Source organism: Arthrobacter sp. K4-10C, assembly GCF_059090085.1.
This window is the reverse complement of record NZ_JBNHFI010000001.1, coordinates 60,027-79,413: the sequence shown is the minus strand read 5'-3', so window position 1 is coordinate 79,413 and position 19,387 is coordinate 60,027. Positions and strand designations below refer to the sequence as shown.

Here is a 19,387-nt window from a genome sequence, read left to right as displayed (position 1 = left end):
AAGCGGCAGAAGTGACGACAGAGATTTTTGACGGGGCAGCATCGCTCGAGGACCGCATCCTTGGCGGGCTGGACGCTGAACAGCGTGAGGTGGCGAGCACGCTCAGCGGGCCCCTTTGCGTGCTTGCCGGTGCAGGGACGGGAAAGACCCGGGCCATCACCCACCGCATCGCCTATGGAGTCCACTCCGGCGTCTATACCCCGCAGCGGCTGCTGGCCGTGACGTTCACCGCCCGCGCCGCCGCCGAGATGCGCAGCCGGCTCCGGGATCTTGGCGCGGGCAATGTCCAGGCCCGAACCTTCCACGCCGCCGCCCTGCGCCAGCTCCAGTTCTTTTGGCCGCAAGCTGTGGGCGGCTCGCTTCCGAACCTCCTGGACCATAAAGCCCAGATGCTGGCCGAGGCAGCGCGCCGGCTCAGGCTGAGCACGGACCGTGCCTCCATCCGGGACCTCGCCTCGGAAATCGAGTGGGCCAAGGTGTCCATGCTGACTCCCGCCAACTACCTCGAAAACGCGCAGGGAAGGGGCACGCCGGGCGGCTTCGACCTCACAGCCGTGGCCCGGGTGTTCCAGGCCTACGAGGACGTCAAGACCGACCGCAACGTGATCGATTTCGAGGACGTCCTGTTGATCACCGTCGGCATCCTGCAGGAAGACGATCGGGTTGCCGCCACGGTCCGTGAACAGTACCGGCACTTCGTGGTGGACGAGTACCAGGACGTCTCGCCGCTGCAGCAGCGGCTTCTGGACCTGTGGCTGGGCGGGCGCGACGAACTGTGCGTCGTGGGTGACGCCAGCCAGACCATCTACTCCTTTACCGGCGCCTCACCGCGCCACCTCCTGGACTTCAAGGCACGCTATCCGCAGGCCAGCGTGGTCAAGCTCATCAGGGACTATCGCTCCACACCGCAGGTGGTGAAGCTGGCCAACGACCTGCTGGCAGGCCGCCGGAGCGGCGGACCGGCTGCCGATGCGGCATGGGCAACACCGTTGCAGCTCGTGGCGCAGCGGCCCGCAGGCCCGGTGCCCACCTTCACGGAGTGCGCCGACGACGAAGCCGAGGCCGCTACCGTGGCCCAGAAAATCAGGGCGCTCCTCGACGACGGCACGCCGGCCAGCGAGGTGACCATCCTTTTCCGGACCAACGGCCAGTCCGAAGCCTACGAACAAGCCCTGGCCGCCGCCGGGATCGGGTACCAGCTGCGCGGAGGGGAACGGTTCTTCGCCCGCAAGGAAGTCCGGGACGCCATCCTCCAGCTGCGGGCAGCAACCAGGGCAGTGAGCGGGACGGATTCGCCGGAACCCCTGGGGCAGCTTGTCCGCGACATCGTCTCTTCCCTCGGTTACACCGACTCGGCTCCACACAGCGGGGGAGCGCTCCGGGAACGCTGGGAGTCGCTGGCGGCGCTGGTTGCACTGGCCGACGAACTCGTCCAAAGCCGCGGACCGCAATTTGGCCTGGTGGACTTCGTCAACGAACTCCAGGAACGTTCGCTGGCCCAGCACGCTCCCACTGTCCAGGGCGTGACGCTGGCGTCCCTGCACGCTGCGAAGGGACTGGAATGGGACGCCGTGTTCCTCGTCGGGCTCAGTGAAGGCCTGATGCCCATTTCCTTCGCCGACTCGCCGGAATCGGTGGATGAGGAACGCCGGCTCCTGTACGTCGGGATCACCCGTGCGCGCGAACACCTTGCCCTGTCGTGGAGTACCGCCCGGACACCCGGCGGCCGCGCCAACCGGAAGCCGTCCCGGTTCCTTGACGGGCTGCGGCCTGCGTCGGTGGCAAGCTCAACCACGCGCGGCAAGGGCGCGGCGCCACGCCGGAAGGCGGCCGCCCCCGCCGTCTGCAGGGTCTGCGGAAGCATGCTCGCCACCGGCGCCGAACGCAAGGTGGGGCGTTGCAATGCGTGTCCACCAAGTTACGAGGAACAAACCTTTGAGGCCCTGCGGAACTGGCGCCGGGAGATGGCGATGTCCGCAGACGTCCCCGCCTTCGTAGTCTTCACGGATGCAACGCTGACGGCCATCGCCGAGGCCCGGCCCGGTTCGCTGGAAGAACTCGCCGGACTGGCCGGGGTAGGCCCCTCGAAGCTGGAAAAGTACGGCGAAGACGTCCTCCGGGTCCTGACGGAAAGCACCGCACTGTGAATCCGGGACGGTCGGCGGCGGACCGGCGGGCAGCTGAAGTCCGGACCACCGCTGACGGCGCACCGGTGGAAGTACGCCGTTCCGCCCGCCGGACCCGCACTGTGGCAGCGTTCTGGGAGAACGGGACGGCCGTCGTCGCGATCCCGGCGCGTTTCAGCGCAGCCCAGGAAACCGAATGGGTCCGCCGGATGCTGGACAAGCTGCAACGGCAGGGGGAGCGCCGCGCGGCAGCCGGCCGGAAGCGCCCGGCGTCGGACGCGGCGCTCGCGGCCCACGCCGCCCACCTTTCGGCACGCTATCTGGGCGGGCGGGCCGTTCCAACGTCAGTGCGCTGGGTCAGTAACCAGAACTCGCGCTGGGGATCAGCCACTCCGGCAGACGGAACCATCCGGCTTTCGGACAAACTCCGGCCCATGCCCCAATGGGTGACCGATTACGTCCTGCTCCACGAACTCGCGCATCTTCTGGTGGCCGGACACAACGCGGCCTTCTGGAAACTGCTGGAGGCATATCCGGAAACACAGCGTGCCAAGGCATTCCTTGAAGGGGTGTCGTTTGCCACCGCCCGCGGCCTCGCCGCAGAGGCCGAAGGCGGAGGCTCCGGCAGCGGACTCCCGGGGCAGGAACACTGGCCGGCGGACGCCGACTAGCCAGGGCTTACCCTGCCACGACGGTCGTCAGCCCTTGGGCTGGCTGTCCCCGCCGTCGTCGTCCTTTGCCCCGTCTTCGCCGGCATCCGGTGCCGGAGCGTCGAACCCGCCGCTAAGCAGTTTCTGCAGTGCATCGTCCACTTCGCTGTCGCTGGCCTCGGCAAGCTTGCGGCGTCCGCTGAATCCCTTCGGATCGTCCAGGTCCTCGGCCGTGGGCAGGAGGTCCGGGTGGTGCCAGATGGCGTCGCGGCCTTCGATTCCGCGCTCTTCCTTCAGTGCGGCCCAGAGCGTGGCGGCGTCGCGCAGCCGCCGGGGCCGCAGTTCCAGCCCTACCAGTGAAGCGAATGCGTGCTCGGCCGGCCCACCGGTGGCGCGGCGGCGGCGGACGGTTTCCCGCAGGGCCCCGGCGGAGGGCAGCATCTTCTCCGTCGCCGCGGCGGTCAGTTCATCCACCCACCCCTCGACGAGGGCGAGTGCCGTTTCCAGCTTTTCCAGTGCCTGTTCCTGGGCCGGTGTCCGCTGGGGCATGAAGACGCCCTGCGACAGGGCCTCCTGGATGCCTTCGGGATTGCTGGGATCAAGGTCCCTTGCCAGTTCTTCGATGCGTGACGTGTCGATGTGGATGCCCCGGGCGTAGGCCTCGATAGCGCCCAGCAGGTGTCCCCGCAGCCAGGGAACCTGGACGAAGAGCCGGGCATGGGCCGCTTCCCGCACTGCGAGGAAGAGCCGGATGTCATTTTCGGGCAGGGAAAGGCCTTCACCGAAGGCGGCAACGTTGGCGGGCAGCAGGGCCATTTCAAGGTCGGCCAGGGGCACGCCGATATCGGTGGAGCTGACCACGTCCGCGGAGAGGGCGCCGATCGCCTGGCCCAGTTGCATGCCGAAGATGGCGCCGCCCATGTTCTGGAGCATGGACGAGGCGCCGCCCATCATGGACTTCATTTCCTCGGGCATCTGTTCCGTCATGGCGGACGACAACGCGTTGGCGATGCTGTTGGCGACGGGTTCGGTCAGCCTCTTCCAGGTGCCCAGCGTCGCCTCCACCCACTCCGCCCGGGACCACGCGCGGCCGATCAGCCCAGTGGCGGGCAGGTCCGTGACGGGGTCAAGCCAGAGTTCCGCCAGGCGCAGGGCCTCGTCGACGTCGCGGGACTGCTGGGACGTCACGGAGGGGTCGGAGCTGCTTGCCGCCACCCGGCGGGCATTGTCGTGCGCCAGCGTCCAGTTCACAGGCCCCTCGGACGGTGCACTCATCATGGCCTGGACCTGGGAGAACATCTGGGCCAGCAGGTTGGGGTCATTGGGCAGCCCGGCGGCCTTGGCCAGTTCGGCGGGGTCGAAGTTTTCCATGCCCTTGCCGCCCATGAGGTTCTGCAGCATCTCGGTCAACGGGTCTTTGGGGTTGTCGTCGCCGTTGGACGGATTAAGTGGATTGGAGGTCATGATCCCGCCGATCGTCGGTGTGACTGTTGATCAACCTTCACGGTACCGCGGCTGCCGGCGGCTGTCTGCCGCGCTCCGGTACCGTTCGCTGTAGGCAAAGAGCTGTACCGGTGGCGCCACCGCGTAGTGTTGATGGCGTGACGACAACCCGTGGCAGCCACCCCTCCGAGGAGCACGCTCCAGACTTTCCCCAGGGTTCCTTCTCCTGGGAAAGGGACAGCAGCGGAACGGACGACGGCGGCCCCGAACCTCTGGACGAGGGCGCGGCACCGCGGGACCCTCGGGTGTCCGCCATGATGCTTGCGGGATTGGCAGCACTTGGCCTGGGAATCGGCGTCGCTACGCTTCCGGTGCCCTATGTTGTCGAGACGCCCGGACCCACGTACAACACGCTGGGACAAAGCCAGGGGACACCTGTCATCAAAGTCACCGGACGGGAGTCCTACCCGGCCGCGGGCAACCTTGACCTCACCACTGTCTACGTTGACGGCGGCCCCACCGGTCCTGTCAGCATCCTCCGTGCCTTTTCCGCGTGGCTTGACCCCACCAAAGCCGTCCAGCCGGTGGAACTGATTTACCCCACCGGCACAACAAAGCAGGAAGCCGAGGAGCAAGGGGCCGTGGCCATGACCACGTCGCAGGAGAACGCAGTGGCCTCCGCCCTCAATGAACTGGACATTCCGTATGGCCAGCAGCTCCAGGCAGCAGGCCTTTCCGAGGGCTCGGCATCGGCCGGCAAGATCGAGCCGGGGGACATACTCAAGACCATCAACGGCAAGGACATCACCGCACTGTCCGTCATCCAGGAGGAACTGGCGGCCGGCAACGGCGCTCCCGCCGCCGTCGTGGTGGAGCGGGACGGGCAGCAAGTCGCCGAGACGATCATCCCCAAGGACAACGGTGAGGGCAGGTTCATCCTCGGTGTCATGCTCAAGTACTTGTTCACCTTCCCTTTCGACGTGGAGATCTCCCTTGAGAAGGTTGCCGGCCCCTCGGCGGGGCTGATGTTTTCGCTGGGCATCATCGATACGGTCACCCCGGGGGACCTTACGGGCGGTAAGCATATAGCCGGCACCGGTACCATCTCCCCGGACGGCGTCGTGGGCCCCATCGGCGGAATCGCGCAGAAGATGCACGGCGCCCGTGCCGGGGGAGCCACGCTGTTCCTTGCGCCCGCCGCCAACTGCGCGGAAGTTGCCGGGCACATCCCCGACGGGTTGCAGGTGGTGCGGGTGGAGAACCTGGCTGAGGCGAGGGCCGCCGTCGAACGGGCCGGCAGCGGACAGGACCTATCCGGCCTGCCGACGTGCACAAACAACTAGACTGGGCGCAACTAGACTTGACAGGAACTAAGCTTTACCGCCACTCGTGGCAATTATGGCGGACAAAACCAGCCGTTGGCCGGCGGAGTCAGCCGCTCGCTCGCCCGCTTCAAATATCTGACGACCAGCTATGAGGTACCCAGTTTGTCCCGTCCCGCCAGCACAATGTCCACAGGCAGACCTCCTTCCCGGCGCGGAGCGCTGACGCCCACCCTGATTGTTGTTGCCCTCGTGGTTGTGGGCTTCATCTTCTTCGCCAACGTCTGGACCGACGTCCTCTGGTACCGCCAGCTGGGCTTCATCGAAGTCTTCGTCACAGAGAACCTTGTCCGGATCGCCATCTTCGCGGCCGGCTTCGCCATCATGTTCGCGGCAGTGTTCTTCGCCATCCGCATCGCCTACCATGCCAGGCCGGTGTATGCCCCGGACTCCGACATCCGGGACAACCTCAACCGCTACCAGGCACAGCTGGAGCCTGTCCGGCGGGTGGTTATGGTGGGCCTTCCCGTCCTCTTCGGCCTCTTCGCGGGCAGCGCCGCCGCAAGCCAGTGGCAGAAGGTCCTGCTCTTCTTCAACCAGGAGGGCTTCGGCCAGCCTGATCCGGAATTCGGCCTGGACATCAGCTTCTACCTGATGGTCCTGCCCTTCCTCGGCTTCATTACAGGCTTCCTGATCAGCGTGGTGGTGATTGCCGGAATCGCGGGCATCCTGACGCACTACCTCTACGGCAGCATCCGGCTGATGGAACGCGGCGTGTTCACCAGCCGCGCAGCCCAGATCCACATAGCCGTCACCGGTGCCGCGTTCCTGGTGCTGCTGGGCGTCAACTTCTGGCTTGACCGCTACTCCGCAGTGCAGAGCAACAACGGACGGTGGGCCGGCGCCCTGTACACCGACGTCAACGCCGTCATTCCCACCAAGGCCATCCTTGCCGTCGCCGCAGTGCTCGTCGCCATCCTCTTCGTGGTGGCCGCCGTTATCGGCCGCTGGCGCCTGCCCGTCATTGGAACGGCAATGCTGGTCATCACCTCCATCCTGGCCGGAGGCGTCTACCCTTGGGTCATCCAGCAGTTCCAGGTGCGCCCCTCCGAAGAGACGCTGGAGAAGGAATTCATCCAGCGCAACATCGACAACACCCGCAAGGCGTACGGCCTTGATGCGATCGAGGTGAGCCGGTACGACGCCACCAACACCGCCAGCACGGGAGCCCTGGCACCGGATGCGCAGACCACCGCGAACATCAGGCTGCTTGACCCCAACCTGATTTCGGACGCTTTCTCCCAGCTCGAGCAATACCGGCCGTACTACCAGTTCCCGGAAGCCCTGAACGTGGACCGTTACGAGGTTGACGGCGAGATCCAGGACACCGTGATTGCCGTCCGGGAGCTCAACCCCACCAACGTGAACACGAACCAGCAGGGCTGGCTCAACCAGCATGTCGTCTACACGCACGGCTACGGCGTGGTGGCGGCCAAGGGCAACAAGTTCACCGTGGACGGCAAACCGGAATTCCTGCAGTCGGGCATCCCGTCTACCGGCGTGCTGGGTGATGACTCCACGTACGAACCGAGGATCTACTTCGGCGAATCGTCCCCTGACTACTCAATCGTGGGCGCCCCCGACGGCGCCCCGCCGCGGGAGCAGGACCGGCCGTCCGGCGCGGGTGAGACCCAGTACACCTTCGAGGGTAACGGCGGCCCGAACGTGGGCAGCTTCTTCAACAAGGTGCTGTACGCCATCAAGTTCCAGTCGTCGGACCTGCTGCTTTCGGACGGCGTGAACCCGGAGTCGCAGATCCTGTATGACCGCAACCCGCGCGAGCGGGTGGAGAAGGTTGCCCCCTACCTGACGGTTGACGGCAACGCCTACCCGGCAGTGGTGGACGGCCGCGTCAAATGGATTGTGGACGGTTACACCACCAGCCAGTACTACCCGTACTCGCAGCAGGCGCAGCTCTCCGATGCCACCGCGGACTCCCAGACCACGTCCGGCAGGGCCGTCGCCTTGCCCAACAGCACCGTCAACTACATCCGGAACTCGGTGAAGGCCACGGTGGATGCGTACGACGGGTCCGTCACGCTGTATGCCTGGGATGACCAGGACCCGCTGCTGAAGGCATGGCAGAAGGTGTTCCCCACCTCGCTGAAGCCCTACTCCGAGATGTCGGGTGCAGTCATGAGCCATGTCCGGTATCCGGAGGACCTGTTCAAGGTCCAGCGCCAGCTCCTGGGCGAGTACCACGTCACGGACCCGTCCACGTTTTACCAGACCAAGGACGTCTGGAGCGTGCCGAACGACCCCACCGTGGACTCGAACGCGGACGTCAAGCAGCCGCCGTTCTACATGTCCCTGCAGATGCCGGACCAGGACAAGCCCGCCTTCCAGCTGACGTCCTCCTACATCCCGCAGATCGTGAACGGCAATGCCCGCAACGTCCTGTACGGATTCCTGGCAGCAGACTCCGACGCGGGTAATGAAGCCGGCGTCAAGGCCGACAGCTACGGCAAGCTGCGGCTGCTGCAGATCCCGCCGGAGATCCAGGTTCCCGGTCCCGGCCAGGCACAGAACAAGTTCAACTCCGACCCCACGGTGTCGCAGGCCCTTAACCTGCTGCGCCAGGGCGCCTCGGACGTGCTGAACGGAAACCTGCTTACCCTGCCTGTGGGCGGCGGCATCCTGTACGTGCAGCCGGTCTACCTCAAGTCCACCGGCGAGACGTCCTACCCCACTCTGCAGCGAGTGCTGGTGGCGTTCGGCGACAAGGTTGGCTTCGCGCCCACCCTGGATGAGGCGCTGAAACAACTCTTCGGCGGTGATTCCGGTGCTGCTGCCGGTGACTCGGACAACAACGGCCAGACGCCTGCTGATCCGGGAACTCCCGCGGCGCCCGGGGGAGCGGATGCGAAGGCCGAACTGAAGGCGGCGCTGGACGAGGCAAACGCGGCCATGCAGGCCGGGCAGGCGGCACTGGCGTCCGGTGACTTCGCTGCCTACGGCGAGGCCCAAAAGAGGATCGCAGCAGCCCTCCAGAAGGCAGTGGATGCCGAGGCGAAGATTCCGGTTGCCGCCCCTGAGGCATCCCCGGCACCGGCGGCGACGGCAACGCCTGAAGCTTCGCCGTCGCCTTCACCGAGCAGCTAGCGACGTCGGCGGCCGGCACCCAGCCCGTTGTGGGCCGGGTGCCGGTCGGCGTAACGGACATCACGCCGCTTCGATTTGGCCGCCTGTTCACCTCCCGGTAAAGTAGTTCTTGCGACGCGGGGTGGAGCAGTTCGGTAGCTCGCTGGGCTCATAACCCAGAGGTCACAGGTTCAAATCCTGTCCCCGCAACTGACGGAAGGTCCGGATACTGGGAACAGTGTCCGGACCTTCCTGCTTAAACCCTGGCCTCCAGGAGCCGGCCAGGTTGGTAAATGCCGGCGCAAAAGTAGGGTAGTGTTGGTTCAGCGACGCGGGGTGGAGCAGTTCGGTAGCTCGCTGGGCTCATAACCCAGAGGTCACAGGTTCAAATCCTGTCCCCGCAACTTATGAAAGACCCCGACCGGCGGAACAGCCGGGCGGGGTCTTCTTTTTTCCTTGAATACGGTTAGTTCCTAGTATTCTCTTTCGCAGAGCCTCACAGCAGTGAGCAGTTGGCCAGTCATTCTGGAGAGGAATGTTGCTCGATGTCCACACCCACGAAGAAGCCCGGCGCCGCCGCGGCTAAGCGGTCCCGACTCTACTGGGGCGTGCCTGCTGTCCTCGTGGCGCTTGTCCTGGTGGTGCTGGTGGCCAGGTGGCTGGTGGGGCTGCCGGCAGTCGCCTCCTTTGTGGCGGACTACCCGGGCCATTCGGAGCTTCCGGAGAATGCTCCGGTTGGCTTCCCTGCCTGGCTGGCCTGGCAGCATTTCCTGAACGCGTTCTTCCTGCTGCTGATCATCCGCACCGGGTGGCAGGTGCGCACTACCACGCGTCCCAGCGGGTACTGGACGCGCAACAACAAGGGCCTGATCCGGACCAGGAACGCCCCCACCAAGATCAGCCTGGAGTTGTGGTTCCACCTGACACTGGACGCCCTGTGGATCCTCAACGGTCTCGTTTTCGCGGTGCTGCTGTTCGCCACCGGGCAGTGGATGCGCATCGTCCCCACCAGCTGGGACGTTTTCCCGAACGCCCTCTCCGCGGCCCTGCAGTACGCATCGCTTGACTGGCCCACGGAAAACGGCTGGGTCAACTACAACGCCCTTCAGCTGCTCACGTACTTCATCACTGTATTCATCGCCGCTCCGCTGGCCTTCATCACCGGCCTCCGTATGTCCTCGGCCTGGCCCAAGAAGGCGGCCGGCCTCAACAAGGCCTACCCCATCGAATGGGCCCGCGCCGTCCACTTCCCGGTGATGATCTACTTCGTGGCCTTCATCGTGGTCCATGTCTTCCTGGTTCTGGCTACCGGCGCACTGCGAAACCTCAACCACATGTACGGGGCCCGGGACGACGACGGCTGGCTCGGATTCTGGGTTTTCCTCGCCTCGGTGGCGGTCATGGTCGCGGCCTGGTTCCTGGCCCGCCCAATCTTCCTTCGGCCCATCGCGTCCCTGATGGGCAAAGTCGGCCGGTGACCTGCTTCAGTCGTCCTTGAGCTTCCGGTAAGCCTCCAGGGCCCGCGCCCGCGACTCCGGCAAATCCACCAGGGGCTTGGGGTAGCCGCCACTCTCTGCCGTCCAGGGCTCGTGTATCGCCTTGCCCTCAAGGCCCTCGAGTTCAGGAATGAACGCACGCAGGTACGTGCCATCGGCGTCGAACTTCCTGCTCTGCGTCACCGGATTGAAGATCCGGTAATAGGGCGAGGCATCTGCGCCTGATCCGGCCACCCACTGCCAGTTTGCTGGGTTGTTGGCGGCGTCGGCGTCCACCAGGGTGTCCCAGAACCATTCCTCCCCGATGCGCCAATCGGTGAGGAGGTTCTTGACAAGGAACGACGCTGCGGCCATCCGGACGCGGTTGTGCATCCAGCCGGTCTTCCACAATTGCCGCATTCCGGCGTCAACCAACGGGTAGCCGGTCTTTCCCTGCTGCCAGGCGGTAAGTTCCCTGCGGCTCAGCTGCCCCCACGTGAACCTGTCGAACTCCGGCCGGAAGCTGCGGGTGGCAAGGTCCGGGTTGTGGTACAGCAGGTGCCAGTTGAATTCCCGCCATCCAAGCTCCGAACGGAAGATTCCGACGTCGGCAGGCACCTTCTGCGGGAACCGCCGGCTGATTTCCCGCCACACGCGGAAGGGACTTACTTCGCCAAAGCGCAGGTGCGGCGAGAGCCGGCTGGTTCCCTCGGTGCCCGGGATGTTCCTGCCAATCCCGTAGTCCTCGATCGGGCCGTCCAGGAAGTCCCCGAGGCGGTGGGCTGCCCCCTTCTCGCCGGGCTCCCAGGTGTCGGCCAACCCTCCGCTCCAGTCGGGGGAGGCAGGCAACAGCTTCCAGTTGCCCAGGGGGTCGCTGGTTGGGAGCCTCCGCCCGGAGTTGGCAGGTGCAGGCAACCTTTCCGGCGCATCCAGGGGGTCGCGCAGGTCCGAAGTTGCCAGACAGGCCCGCCAAAACGGGGAGTAGACCTTGTATGGTCCGCCGGCCCCGGTGCGGATGGTCCAAGGCTCGAAGAGGAGGTTCGCCTGGAAACTTGAGGCCTGGATGCCGTTTTCACTGGCCCAGTCCTTGAGTCCTGCGTCTATATCGCGCTCCGGCAGCCCGTACCTGCGGTTCCAAAGGAGATGGCAGGCCTTCGTCTGCCTAGCGAGTTCCCGGATGATGTCGACCGAGCGGCCACGGCGCAGCAGCAGGCGGGATCCTTTGGCTTCCAGGTCGGCGGCAAGCGCGGTGAGCGAATGGTGCAGCCACCAGCGGGTGGCACCACCCAGCGGACGGATCCCTTCGGACTCTTCGTCCAGGATGTAGACGACCGTCATGGGCAAACCGAGTCCCGCGGCTTCCATCAACGCGGGGTTGTCATCCAGGCGCAGATCGTCGCGCAGCCACACAAGGGAGGTCACATCGGAAGTAGCCATCCCACCACGCTACACACTTGCGGCACGGCAAAGGGCCGGGGTTTACGGCCCCGGCCCTTGCTCAAATTGCGGGAGAATGAACCCCTGGTGACCGTTAGAGCTTGTCGAAATCCGCTTCTTCCACCGTTGACTGGGAAGAGGTGGAGTTACCTGAGCCAATGGCCGGCTTTGCGCCGCCGGACTTCAGGGCAGCCAGACGGGCTTCAATCTCCACCTGTTCCCCAAGATCCTCAAGCTGGTTGAACTGTGCGTCCAGGCTGGAGGCGGCCAACTCCTGCTGGCCACGGACCTTGGCTTCCTCGCGGCGGATCTTCTCTTCGAACCGGCCCACTTCACTGGTGGGGTCCATGATGTCAATGCTCTTGATGGCATCGTGGACCTGCGACTGAGCCGCGGCCGTCTTGGACCGGGCCACCAGCTCGTTACGCTTGCTGGTCAGCTGGTTGAGCTTGCCCTTCATCTGGTCCAGGCCAGTCTTCAGCTTGTCCACCACCTCACGCTGGGACGCGATGCTGGGCTCGGCGCCCTTTGCCTCGTTCTCAGCCGCCATCTGTCGCTGCAGCGCAACCTTGGCCAGGTTGTCGAACTTCTCGGCGTCGACTGCGTCACCGGCGGCGCGGAACTCATCAGCCTTCCGGGAAGCCGCCAGGGCCTTGTTTCCCCAGTCGCGGGCGTTCTTGATGTCCTCGTTGTAGTCGTCTTCGAGCATGCGGAGGTTACCGATGGTCTGTGCGACGGCGGACTCGGCCTCGGCAATGTTGTTGGTGTAGTCCCGGACCATCTGGTCCAGCATCTTCTGCGGATCCTCAGCGTTGTCCAGCAAGGAGTTGATGTTCGCCTTTGCCAGCTGCGCGATACGGCCGAAAATGGACTGCTTAACCATGGTGTTACCTTTCGTCCTGCTCTGTGGTGGCCACTGACATCCGTGAACAGTGGTTTACTGCTTCAAGGCGCCCGCCGGATGTTTCCGGCAGGCGCCTAGCCTATGAGTTAGAAACTTCCGGAGTCCCCGCCGCCGAAGTCTCCACCGCCAAAATCGCCGCCGCCGAAGTCGCCGCCACCCCAGCCTCCGCCGTCGCTGTGACCGCCGCCCCAGCCGCCGCCACCGCCTCCGTTGAGGATGGAGTTGATGAGGATGCCGCCAAGTATGGCGCCGCCAAGGCCGCCGCCTCCACCGCCGCCGAACATGCCGCCCCGCCCATAGCCCTGGTCGGCGTAGCCGCCGAAGTGGTCCACGTCAGCCTGCGCCAGCTGGGCTGCCTGCGCCGCCAGCGCGTGGGCCTGCTGAGCATAGGTCAGGGCAGTGACGGGGTCTGTCCGGGAGATCGAAAGGGCGTAGTCCAGGTTGCGCTGCGACTCAGCCAGCCGCGTTCGGGCCTCTGTGCCAACGCCGCCGCGGCGGGCCGTGATGTAGTCCGAAGTGGCACTGATCTGGGCCTGGGCGGACATGATGGTTTGCTGGAGCGAGGCCTGCGCGCGCCGGGACTGTTCCCGCTGGTCCCGGATGCCGGTCAGGGCCTGGTCGAGCGACTGGTGGGCAGTTTCCACGCGCTGCAGGGTGGCGATCGGATCGATCTTGCCGCCGTGAATCTCGGCCTTGACCTGCGACAGCGCGGCTTCCACACCCGCCACCGGGCCGGCAAGCTCCGGGTGTGCACCGGACTGGATCATGGCCCGGGCCTGGGCAAGGTCCTGGGACGTGTCCACGACGGCGGCCTCAAGCCTGTTCCGCGCCTCGTCAAGGTTTGACGAGACCTTGGAGATGGCATCCAGGAGGACGTTGGTCTGGTGCAGGCTTTCTTCGGCGGCACGGACGGCCACGGCTGCCAGGCTGCCTTCGCCTTCGCTGAGCTTTTGTTCCGCGGTGGCCGTGGCATTTTGAACGAACGCAAGGCGTTCCTTGGCCTGCAGGATGTTGTCCGAGACCTGCGTCAGGGCGCTTTCGGCGTATTTCGCGCGCAGGGCAGTGAGCGACTGTTCCGCACTGGCGATCTTCGCATCCGCCTCACGGGCTCCGGCGTTGACCGTGGAAAGGGCCTGCGGAGCGTTCTTTTCAAGCTCGCGCAAGGAGTCGAAATCCGCCTTCTGCTCCTGGAGCGAGGCCAGGGCGGCCTCCGAACGGCGGATGATCTCACCCAGCCAGGTTCGTTGCTGCTCTTCAGTGTCCGGGATGTGGTCGTCAAGCTGCTGCTGGAGCTTGAAGGACTCCGTCATGTGGCCCTTGGCTTCGTCAAGCGCCTTGGTGAAGTTGCCGACCGCAGAGTCCCCGTACTGTGCCTGGGCGAACATCAGTTCCTGCTCGCTGGACTTGATCGCGTCGTCGGCTTCAATCAGCAGCGAACCGCTCTTGCGGCGGAGTTCCTCGACGCTCAGGGAAGCCAGCGGATCAACGGCGGCACCCTGCGGCCCATAGCTCGCTGAGGACGACTGGGAAGCGGAGGCCTTCTTCCGCTTGTTGCGGAAGTACAGATAGGCACCTGCACCACCGGCCGCCACAACGCCGGTCCCAACGAGAACTGCAGCGCCGGCGCCATTGTCAGAAGGTACCGTTCCGCCGCCACCGCCGGCAGCATTGCCGATGGCGGCCGCGGTGTCAATGGCTGCCTGGGCGAAGTCCGGGTTACCGCCAGCCAGGTTGGCCGTGACGGCGTTTTGGCTGATGGCCCCCTGTTTGGATTTGATGGGACTGGCCGAATTCAGGACGAAGCTGAATTTGCCCTCCTCGGCTATCGCCAGGATGGCGTCGGACCGGCCCATACTCTTGTTCGTTGCTACAGCCTGTGCCCAGGCCGCGGGATCAGCTGGGTTGGTAAACGAATCGACCGTCACAACATAGAGGTTGTACTTGTGATCCTTTAGGAGCTTTTGTATAGCCTCCTGCACCTCGCCCTTGCGGCTGCCGAGGACGTTGGCCTCGTCAACAATGTTGGTGCCCGAGGGGATGGTGACCGGGTCCTCAGCCCAGGCGGCGCCGGCGGGTACCGCCAGCATGCCGGTTAGGCCGATCACGGCGAGTATATGTTTGAACTTTGACCGCATGTGCAACCCTTCAGCACGCCTGACACCGATTCGGGACGAATCAGTCGTCTCAGAATCCAACAGCGCCCCCACGCTTGGTGTGAAGCCGCAGGTCGCTGTGGCAATTCATCTTGATTCTATGGTGCACCCCACACCCCGTCCATTGGGGTGAATATGCCAGCAGCGAAACGCTGCAAGGGGGACCGGGAGAGCCGAATCGACCCTTCAGGAAGCTCTCAGCAAACATCCGAGCTTGATCCAGCCAAGGGGGCCATAGTTAATGCAGAAGAGGATGAAAGGAAGTCCCATGACTGAGAACCAAACTCCCGGACCGGCTCCGGACGGCCGCGCCGGCCGCCAGGACCCCTGGGAGCAGCACTCCGCCCGCCAAGAGGAACGGACCCCGGAGGCTCGGCATGCGGACGACGCGGCGGAAGCGAACGGGACAGCCCCGGCTGGCAGCGGGCAGGGTACTCCGCCGTTGCAGCACCCCACCGAAGACGTGGGTCAATACGGCACGAATCCCACCCAGGAACTGCCCGGCGGCCCCCGCCCGGACTACCCGCAGCGCCAGCCGTTCTACGGGCAGGCCGGCTACGGCCAAGGCCAGCAGTCCGCCCAGCAGTACCCGCAGCACAGCTACCAGCAGCCCGGACACCACGACCAGGGCGGCCAGGCCGCCTATGGGGGAGCGGCGGGCTATACCCCGAACCCCAAGGATGCGCCGCGCCGGAAGGCCAGTTTCGGCGTCGGTACCCTTGTGGCCAGCATCCTCGCTGCCGGCCTGGTGGGCGGCGGCGTGGCGACCGTCGGTTCGGCGGAGTTCTTCGGTAACACCGGATCCTCAACGGCCGCGAGCGGCAACAGCCAGCCTGGCACAGTCATCGTCAACAACCAGGACTCAGTCAACGAGATCACGGCAGCGGCGGTGAAAGCATCGCCGAGCGTCGTGACCATCAGTGCATCCAGCGGCAGCGCGGGCGGCACCGGGTCCGGCATCGTGCTGGACGACGAGGGGCATATCTTGACCAACACGCACGTGGTCACCCTCGACGGCCAGACGGCGAATGCTGCCCTTGAGGTCCGCGCCAGTGACGGCCGGGTCATCCCCGCCAAGCTGGTGGGTACCGATCCGCTCTCAGACCTCGCAGTTATCAAGGTGGACGCCGGCTCGGGCCTGACGCCCGCCACGCTGGGAGATTCCGGGAAGCTCAACGTGGGCGACACAGCCATCGCCATTGGTTCCCCCCTCGGCCTCACCGGAACGGTCACCGATGGCATCGTCTCCACCCTCAACAGGACCATCAGCGTGGCCTCGGCAGCAGCCCCCAAAGAGGGCGACAACGCAGAGGGCGACGACGAGGGCGGCTTCCAGTTCGCGCCTCCGGGCGGCGGACAGAGCCAGCAGGCGGCGGGCCAGGGTGAGATCTCCATCAACGTGATCCAGACGGACGCCGCCATCAACCCCGGCAACTCCGGCGGCGCCCTGGTCAACACCAGCGGTGAGGTCATCGGCGTCAACGTGGCCATCGCCTCTGCGGGTTCCAGCGCATCGGCCACCAGCGGAAACATCGGCGTAGGCTTCAGCATCCCGATCAACCACGCCAAGCGCGTTGCCCAGGAAATCATCGACACCGGCAAGGCTTCCCACGGCCAGTTGGGTGTCAGTGTCAAGCCGAAGGCCGCCTCCAGCACGTCGTCTGAGTTCTCAGTGGGCGCGGAGGTCGCCACCGTCGAACCCGACTCGGCTGCAGCCAAGGCCGGCATCAAGGTGGGCGACGTCGTCACCAAGTTCAACGACCTTGCCATCGGCGAACCTAACCAGCTGACCGCCGCGGTCCGTGAACAGCCCGCCGGCTCGAAGGTGAAGATCACTGTCCTGCGCAACGGCCAGGAACAGACCTTCGACGTCACGCTGGGAACCGCGGCCAGCTAGGCGCTGTTGCCAGACTCACCTGGCAGTACGACGGCGGTGTCCCCACCTCGGGCAGGGACCCCGCCGTCGTGATGCCCGCCCCTGGGGGAGCGCTGACACAGGCGTTAACGGAAGAGGGCGCAGGGGTGCGGCTTTATGGTTAGCTAGGAGCTACCCGTTTGCCGGGCATTCCGCGGCCATGACCTCACCCGGCTGGCTGTCCACAAGCATGGAAGGCTGCTGTCAATACAGTGGAAGATACATTGAAGATCATCGTCCTGGTCAAGCATGTACCGGACGCCCAGTTCGACCGTCACCTCAACGGGGAGGGCTACACGACGGACCGCGATGAGAGCATCCTGTCCGAGCTTGACGAATACGCGCTTGAGGCGGCACTGCAGCTGGCCGAGGCACGAGGCGGAAGTAAGGCCGGCAACCAGGTCATAGCCCTGACCATGGGCCCGGCAGGCGCAGTCAACGCCGTTAAGAAGACCCTGCAGATGGGCGCCACCGAGGGCATCCACCTTTCGGACGACGCCCTGGCCGGCTCTGATGCCGCTGCCACCTCCCTGGCGCTGGCCGCAGCGGTACGCCACGTGGGCCAGGTGGACCTGGTCATCACGGGCATGGCCTCCACCGACGGCGAAACGTCCCTGGTGCCGGCCCAGCTGGCCGAACGCCTTGGCCTGCCGCAGGTCACCTTTGCGTCTTCGCTCGAGGTGTCCGCCGGCCGCCTGAGCGCCCGCCGGGATGCAGACACCTCCTCCGAGACGGTGGAAGCACCGCTGCCCGCCGTCGTGTCCGTGACAGACCAGATCAACGAGCCCCGGTACCCCAACTTCAAGGGCATCATTGCGGCCAAGCGCAAGAGCATCACCACCCTGTCCCTCGCGGACATCGGCGTGGACCCCTCGCAGGTGGGACACGCCGGTTCCTGGACCAGCGTGATCAGCGCCGAGGAACGGCCGCCGCGGACAGCAGGCACCATCATCACCGACGAAGGCGATGCCGGCATCAAGCTGGTCGACTTCCTGGCCGCACAGAAGCTGCTCTAAGAGGGATTACAGACATGGCAAAAGTACTCGTATTTCTTGACAACCCCGGCGCAGGGCTGAAGAAGAGCAGTCTGGAACTGCTGACGCTGGCCCGTTCCCTGGGTGAAAGCGTTGTTGCCGTCAACGGAGAGGTTTCCGACGCCGTTGGGGGCGCGCTCGCCGAATACGGCGTCAGCACGGTCTTCCGCCCCTCGGCCCAGGACCTGGATGACTACCTGGTCGCTCCCAAGGCTGCCTTCGTAGCGGCAGCGGCGGAGACCTCCGGTGCAGCCGTTGTCCTGCTGGACAACTCGCCCGAAGGCAAGGAAATTGCAGCCCGCGCGGGGATCCGGCTCAACGCCGGCGTCATCACCGACGCAGTGGGCGTGGACGAGGACGGAACGGTGCACAAGTCCGTCCTGGCCGGCTCCTACAACACTTCCTGCAAGGCCAAGACCCCCGTCTCCGTTGTGACGCTGAAGGCCAACAACATCACCCCTGAGCCTGCCGCCACACCGTCGTCACCCGAAACTGTCACGGTGGAAGTACCCGCAACTCCGGCAGCCGCCCGCATCACCGCCCGCGAGCAGAAGGTGGCGAGCGGCCGGCCCGACCTGACGGACGCCCGCATCGTTGTTGCCGGTGGACGCGGCCTGGACGGTGACTTCGGACCCGTCGAGGAGCTCGCTGACGCGCTGGGTGCAGCCGTGGGAGCATCACGCGCGGCCACGGACGCCGGCTGGATAAGCCACGACGCGCAGGTGGGGCAGACGGGCAAGACCGTGTCCCCGCAGCTTTACATCTCCGCAGGCATTTCCGGTGCCATCCAGCAGAAAGCCGGCATGCAAACGGCCAAGGTCATCGTGGCCGTCAACAAGGATGCGGAGTCGCCGGTATTCGAGATCGCCGATTTCGGCATCATCGGGGACGTCTTCGATGTGCTGCCACAGGCAACCGCGGAGATCAAGAAGCGTAAAGGCTGAATCTTTGGCTGCATTGACCCCGCAGGCACAGAGCCCGTTCAACCCGGCCACGGACCGGGTTGGGCGGGTGCTCTGTTTCGCGGCACACCCTGACGACATCGACTTCGGCGCCGCCGGCACCATCGCTGCCTGGACGGCTGCCGGAGTGGAGGTCAGCTACTGCATCATGACCGACGGCGACGCCGGGGGCTTTGACCCCGCGCACCGGGCGGAGATCATCGCCATGCGTGACGCCGAGCAGCGCCGTGCGGCCAAGCTGGTGGGAGTCACTGACATCCACTACCTGCACCAGCGTGACGGGTACCTCGAACCCTCGCATGAGGTGATGAAAGCCGTGGTTCGCCTGATCCGGCAGGTCCGTCCCGACGTCGTGCTTTCCATGCACCCCGAGCGGAACTGGCGGCGCATCCAGAAGAGCCATCCTGACCACTTGGCGGTGGGCGAGGCAGTGACCAGGGCTGTCTATCCGGCGGTGGAGAACCCTTTCGCCTACCCGGAACTTGCGGAGTCCGGCCTGGAAGCCTTCAAGCTGCCCTGGCTCTGGTTGTATGCCGGACCGGAGGAGCGGGAAAACCACTTCGTGGACGTCACCGACCAGCTGGAAGCCAAGCTGGACGCAATCCACGTCCACGTCAGCCAGCACCCCGACGTAGACGCAATGGAGGCCACCGTCCGCCAGGGCATGCGCGCCAATGCCGCCCGGGCGGGACTTCCCGAGGGCCGCAGCGCCGAAGCCTTCCATGTGGTGGCTATCAACGGGCCCGGGACCATCGCGGGCTTCTGATAAGCGGCCTTCCACTAATCGGTGCAACAGGAGCGCCCCGTTTCCTTCGGACGAAGGAA

General features: G+C 65.4%; 13 protein-coding genes and 2 tRNA genes. 11 read left to right on the top strand and 4 right to left on the bottom strand.

The window, feature by feature from the left end; translation table 11 throughout:
- Window positions 1-11: 11 nt before the first annotated feature.
- Both AC5RUU_RS00320 and AC5RUU_RS00315 read left to right on the top strand, forming a co-directional pair.
- Window positions 12-2,147, top strand: a complete 2,136-nt coding sequence (locus AC5RUU_RS00320; RefSeq protein ID WP_493973242.1) for an ATP-dependent DNA helicase UvrD2 — start codon at window positions 12-14, stop codon at window positions 2,145-2,147.
- On the top strand, window positions 2,144-2,797 hold the full coding sequence (locus AC5RUU_RS00315; protein WP_493973241.1) for a M48 metallopeptidase family protein: 654 nt from the start codon (window positions 2,144-2,146) through the stop codon (window positions 2,795-2,797). Before AC5RUU_RS00320 ends, AC5RUU_RS00315 begins: the two co-directional genes overlap by 4 nt.
- A gap of 27 nt (window positions 2,798-2,824) precedes the next feature.
- On the opposite strand, the gene AC5RUU_RS00310 is transcribed toward AC5RUU_RS00315, so the two are convergent.
- On the bottom strand, window positions 2,825-4,240 hold the full coding sequence (locus AC5RUU_RS00310) for a zinc-dependent metalloprotease (protein ID WP_493973240.1): 1,416 nt from the start codon (window positions 4,238-4,240) through the stop codon (window positions 2,825-2,827).
- Between the two features lie 137 nt (window positions 4,241-4,377).
- Here AC5RUU_RS00310 and AC5RUU_RS00305 point away from each other — a divergent pair, with 137 nt between their 5' ends.
- From AC5RUU_RS00305 to AC5RUU_RS00285, 5 genes are all read left to right on the top strand, one after another.
- The gene (locus tag AC5RUU_RS00305) at window positions 4,378-5,562 is read left to right on the top strand and encodes a YlbL family protein (protein WP_493973239.1); all 1,185 of its coding nucleotides are present in this window, start codon (window positions 4,378-4,380) and stop codon (window positions 5,560-5,562) included.
- 165 nt (window positions 5,563-5,727) lie between these two features.
- Window positions 5,728-8,703, top strand: a complete 2,976-nt coding sequence (locus AC5RUU_RS00300) for a UPF0182 family membrane protein (RefSeq protein WP_493973238.1) — start codon at window positions 5,728-5,730, stop codon at window positions 8,701-8,703.
- 115 nt (window positions 8,704-8,818) lie between these two features.
- Window positions 8,819-8,892 (top strand) — tRNA-Met (locus AC5RUU_RS00295).
- A gap of 120 nt (window positions 8,893-9,012) precedes the next feature.
- Window positions 9,013-9,086, top strand: a tRNA-Met gene (locus AC5RUU_RS00290).
- A gap of 141 nt (window positions 9,087-9,227) precedes the next feature.
- Window positions 9,228-10,160, top strand: coding sequence for a cytochrome b/b6 domain-containing protein (locus AC5RUU_RS00285; RefSeq protein ID WP_493973237.1), 933 nt, complete (start codon window positions 9,228-9,230; stop codon window positions 10,158-10,160).
- Between the two features lie 6 nt (window positions 10,161-10,166).
- Here the strand turns inward: AC5RUU_RS00285 and AC5RUU_RS00280 are convergent, their stop codons facing one another.
- The 3 genes from AC5RUU_RS00280 to AC5RUU_RS00270 all read right to left on the bottom strand — a co-directional run bounded on the left by AC5RUU_RS00280 (window position 10,167) and on the right by AC5RUU_RS00270 (window position 14,633).
- Window positions 10,167-11,594, bottom strand: coding sequence for a cryptochrome/photolyase family protein (locus AC5RUU_RS00280; RefSeq protein ID WP_493973236.1), 1,428 nt, complete (start codon window positions 11,592-11,594; stop codon window positions 10,167-10,169).
- Between the two features lie 94 nt (window positions 11,595-11,688).
- The gene (locus AC5RUU_RS00275) at window positions 11,689-12,477 is read right to left on the bottom strand and encodes a PspA/IM30 family protein (protein WP_493973235.1); all 789 of its coding nucleotides are present in this window, start codon (window positions 12,475-12,477) and stop codon (window positions 11,689-11,691) included.
- A gap of 107 nt (window positions 12,478-12,584) precedes the next feature.
- On the bottom strand, window positions 12,585-14,633 hold the full coding sequence (locus AC5RUU_RS00270) for a TPM domain-containing protein (RefSeq protein ID WP_493973234.1): 2,049 nt from the start codon (window positions 14,631-14,633) through the stop codon (window positions 12,585-12,587).
- Between the two features lie 286 nt (window positions 14,634-14,919).
- Between AC5RUU_RS00270 and AC5RUU_RS00265 the strand changes: the two genes are divergently transcribed.
- The 4 genes from AC5RUU_RS00265 to AC5RUU_RS00250 all read left to right on the top strand — a co-directional run bounded on the left by AC5RUU_RS00265 (window position 14,920) and on the right by AC5RUU_RS00250 (window position 19,328).
- The gene (locus tag AC5RUU_RS00265; RefSeq protein ID WP_493973233.1) at window positions 14,920-16,548 is read left to right on the top strand and encodes a S1C family serine protease; all 1,629 of its coding nucleotides are present in this window, start codon (window positions 14,920-14,922) and stop codon (window positions 16,546-16,548) included.
- A gap of 242 nt (window positions 16,549-16,790) precedes the next feature.
- The gene (locus AC5RUU_RS00260; RefSeq protein WP_493973669.1) at window positions 16,791-17,582 is read left to right on the top strand and encodes an electron transfer flavoprotein subunit beta/FixA family protein; all 792 of its coding nucleotides are present in this window, start codon (window positions 16,791-16,793) and stop codon (window positions 17,580-17,582) included.
- A 14-nt stretch (window positions 17,583-17,596) separates the two neighbouring features.
- Window positions 17,597-18,544, top strand: coding sequence for an electron transfer flavoprotein subunit alpha/FixB family protein (locus AC5RUU_RS00255; protein WP_493973232.1), 948 nt, complete (start codon window positions 17,597-17,599; stop codon window positions 18,542-18,544).
- Between the two features lie 4 nt (window positions 18,545-18,548).
- Window positions 18,549-19,328, top strand: coding sequence for a PIG-L deacetylase family protein (locus AC5RUU_RS00250; protein ID WP_493973231.1), 780 nt, complete (start codon window positions 18,549-18,551; stop codon window positions 19,326-19,328).
- Window positions 19,329-19,387: the final 59 nt, after the last annotated feature.

Coding starts and splice junctions, on each gene's coding strand:
- AC5RUU_RS00310 (WP_493973240.1), bottom strand. CDS start 4,240: ATGACCTCCAATCCACTTAATCCGTCCAACGGCGACGACAACCCCAAA.
- AC5RUU_RS00280 (WP_493973236.1), bottom strand. CDS start 11,594: ATGGCTACTTCCGATGTGACCTCCCTTGTGTGGCTGCGCGACGATCTG.
- AC5RUU_RS00270 (WP_493973234.1), bottom strand. CDS start 14,633: ATGCGGTCAAAGTTCAAACATATACTCGCCGTGATCGGCCTAACCGGC.
- AC5RUU_RS00255 (WP_493973232.1), top strand. CDS start 17,597: ATGGCAAAAGTACTCGTATTTCTTGACAACCCCGGCGCAGGGCTGAAG.
- AC5RUU_RS00265 (WP_493973233.1), top strand. CDS start 14,920: ATGACTGAGAACCAAACTCCCGGACCGGCTCCGGACGGCCGCGCCGGC.
- AC5RUU_RS00275 (WP_493973235.1), bottom strand. CDS start 12,477: ATGGTTAAGCAGTCCATTTTCGGCCGTATCGCGCAGCTGGCAAAGGCG.
- AC5RUU_RS00300 (WP_493973238.1), top strand. CDS start 5,728: ATGTCCACAGGCAGACCTCCTTCCCGGCGCGGAGCGCTGACGCCCACC.
- AC5RUU_RS00285 (WP_493973237.1), top strand. CDS start 9,228: ATGTCCACACCCACGAAGAAGCCCGGCGCCGCCGCGGCTAAGCGGTCC.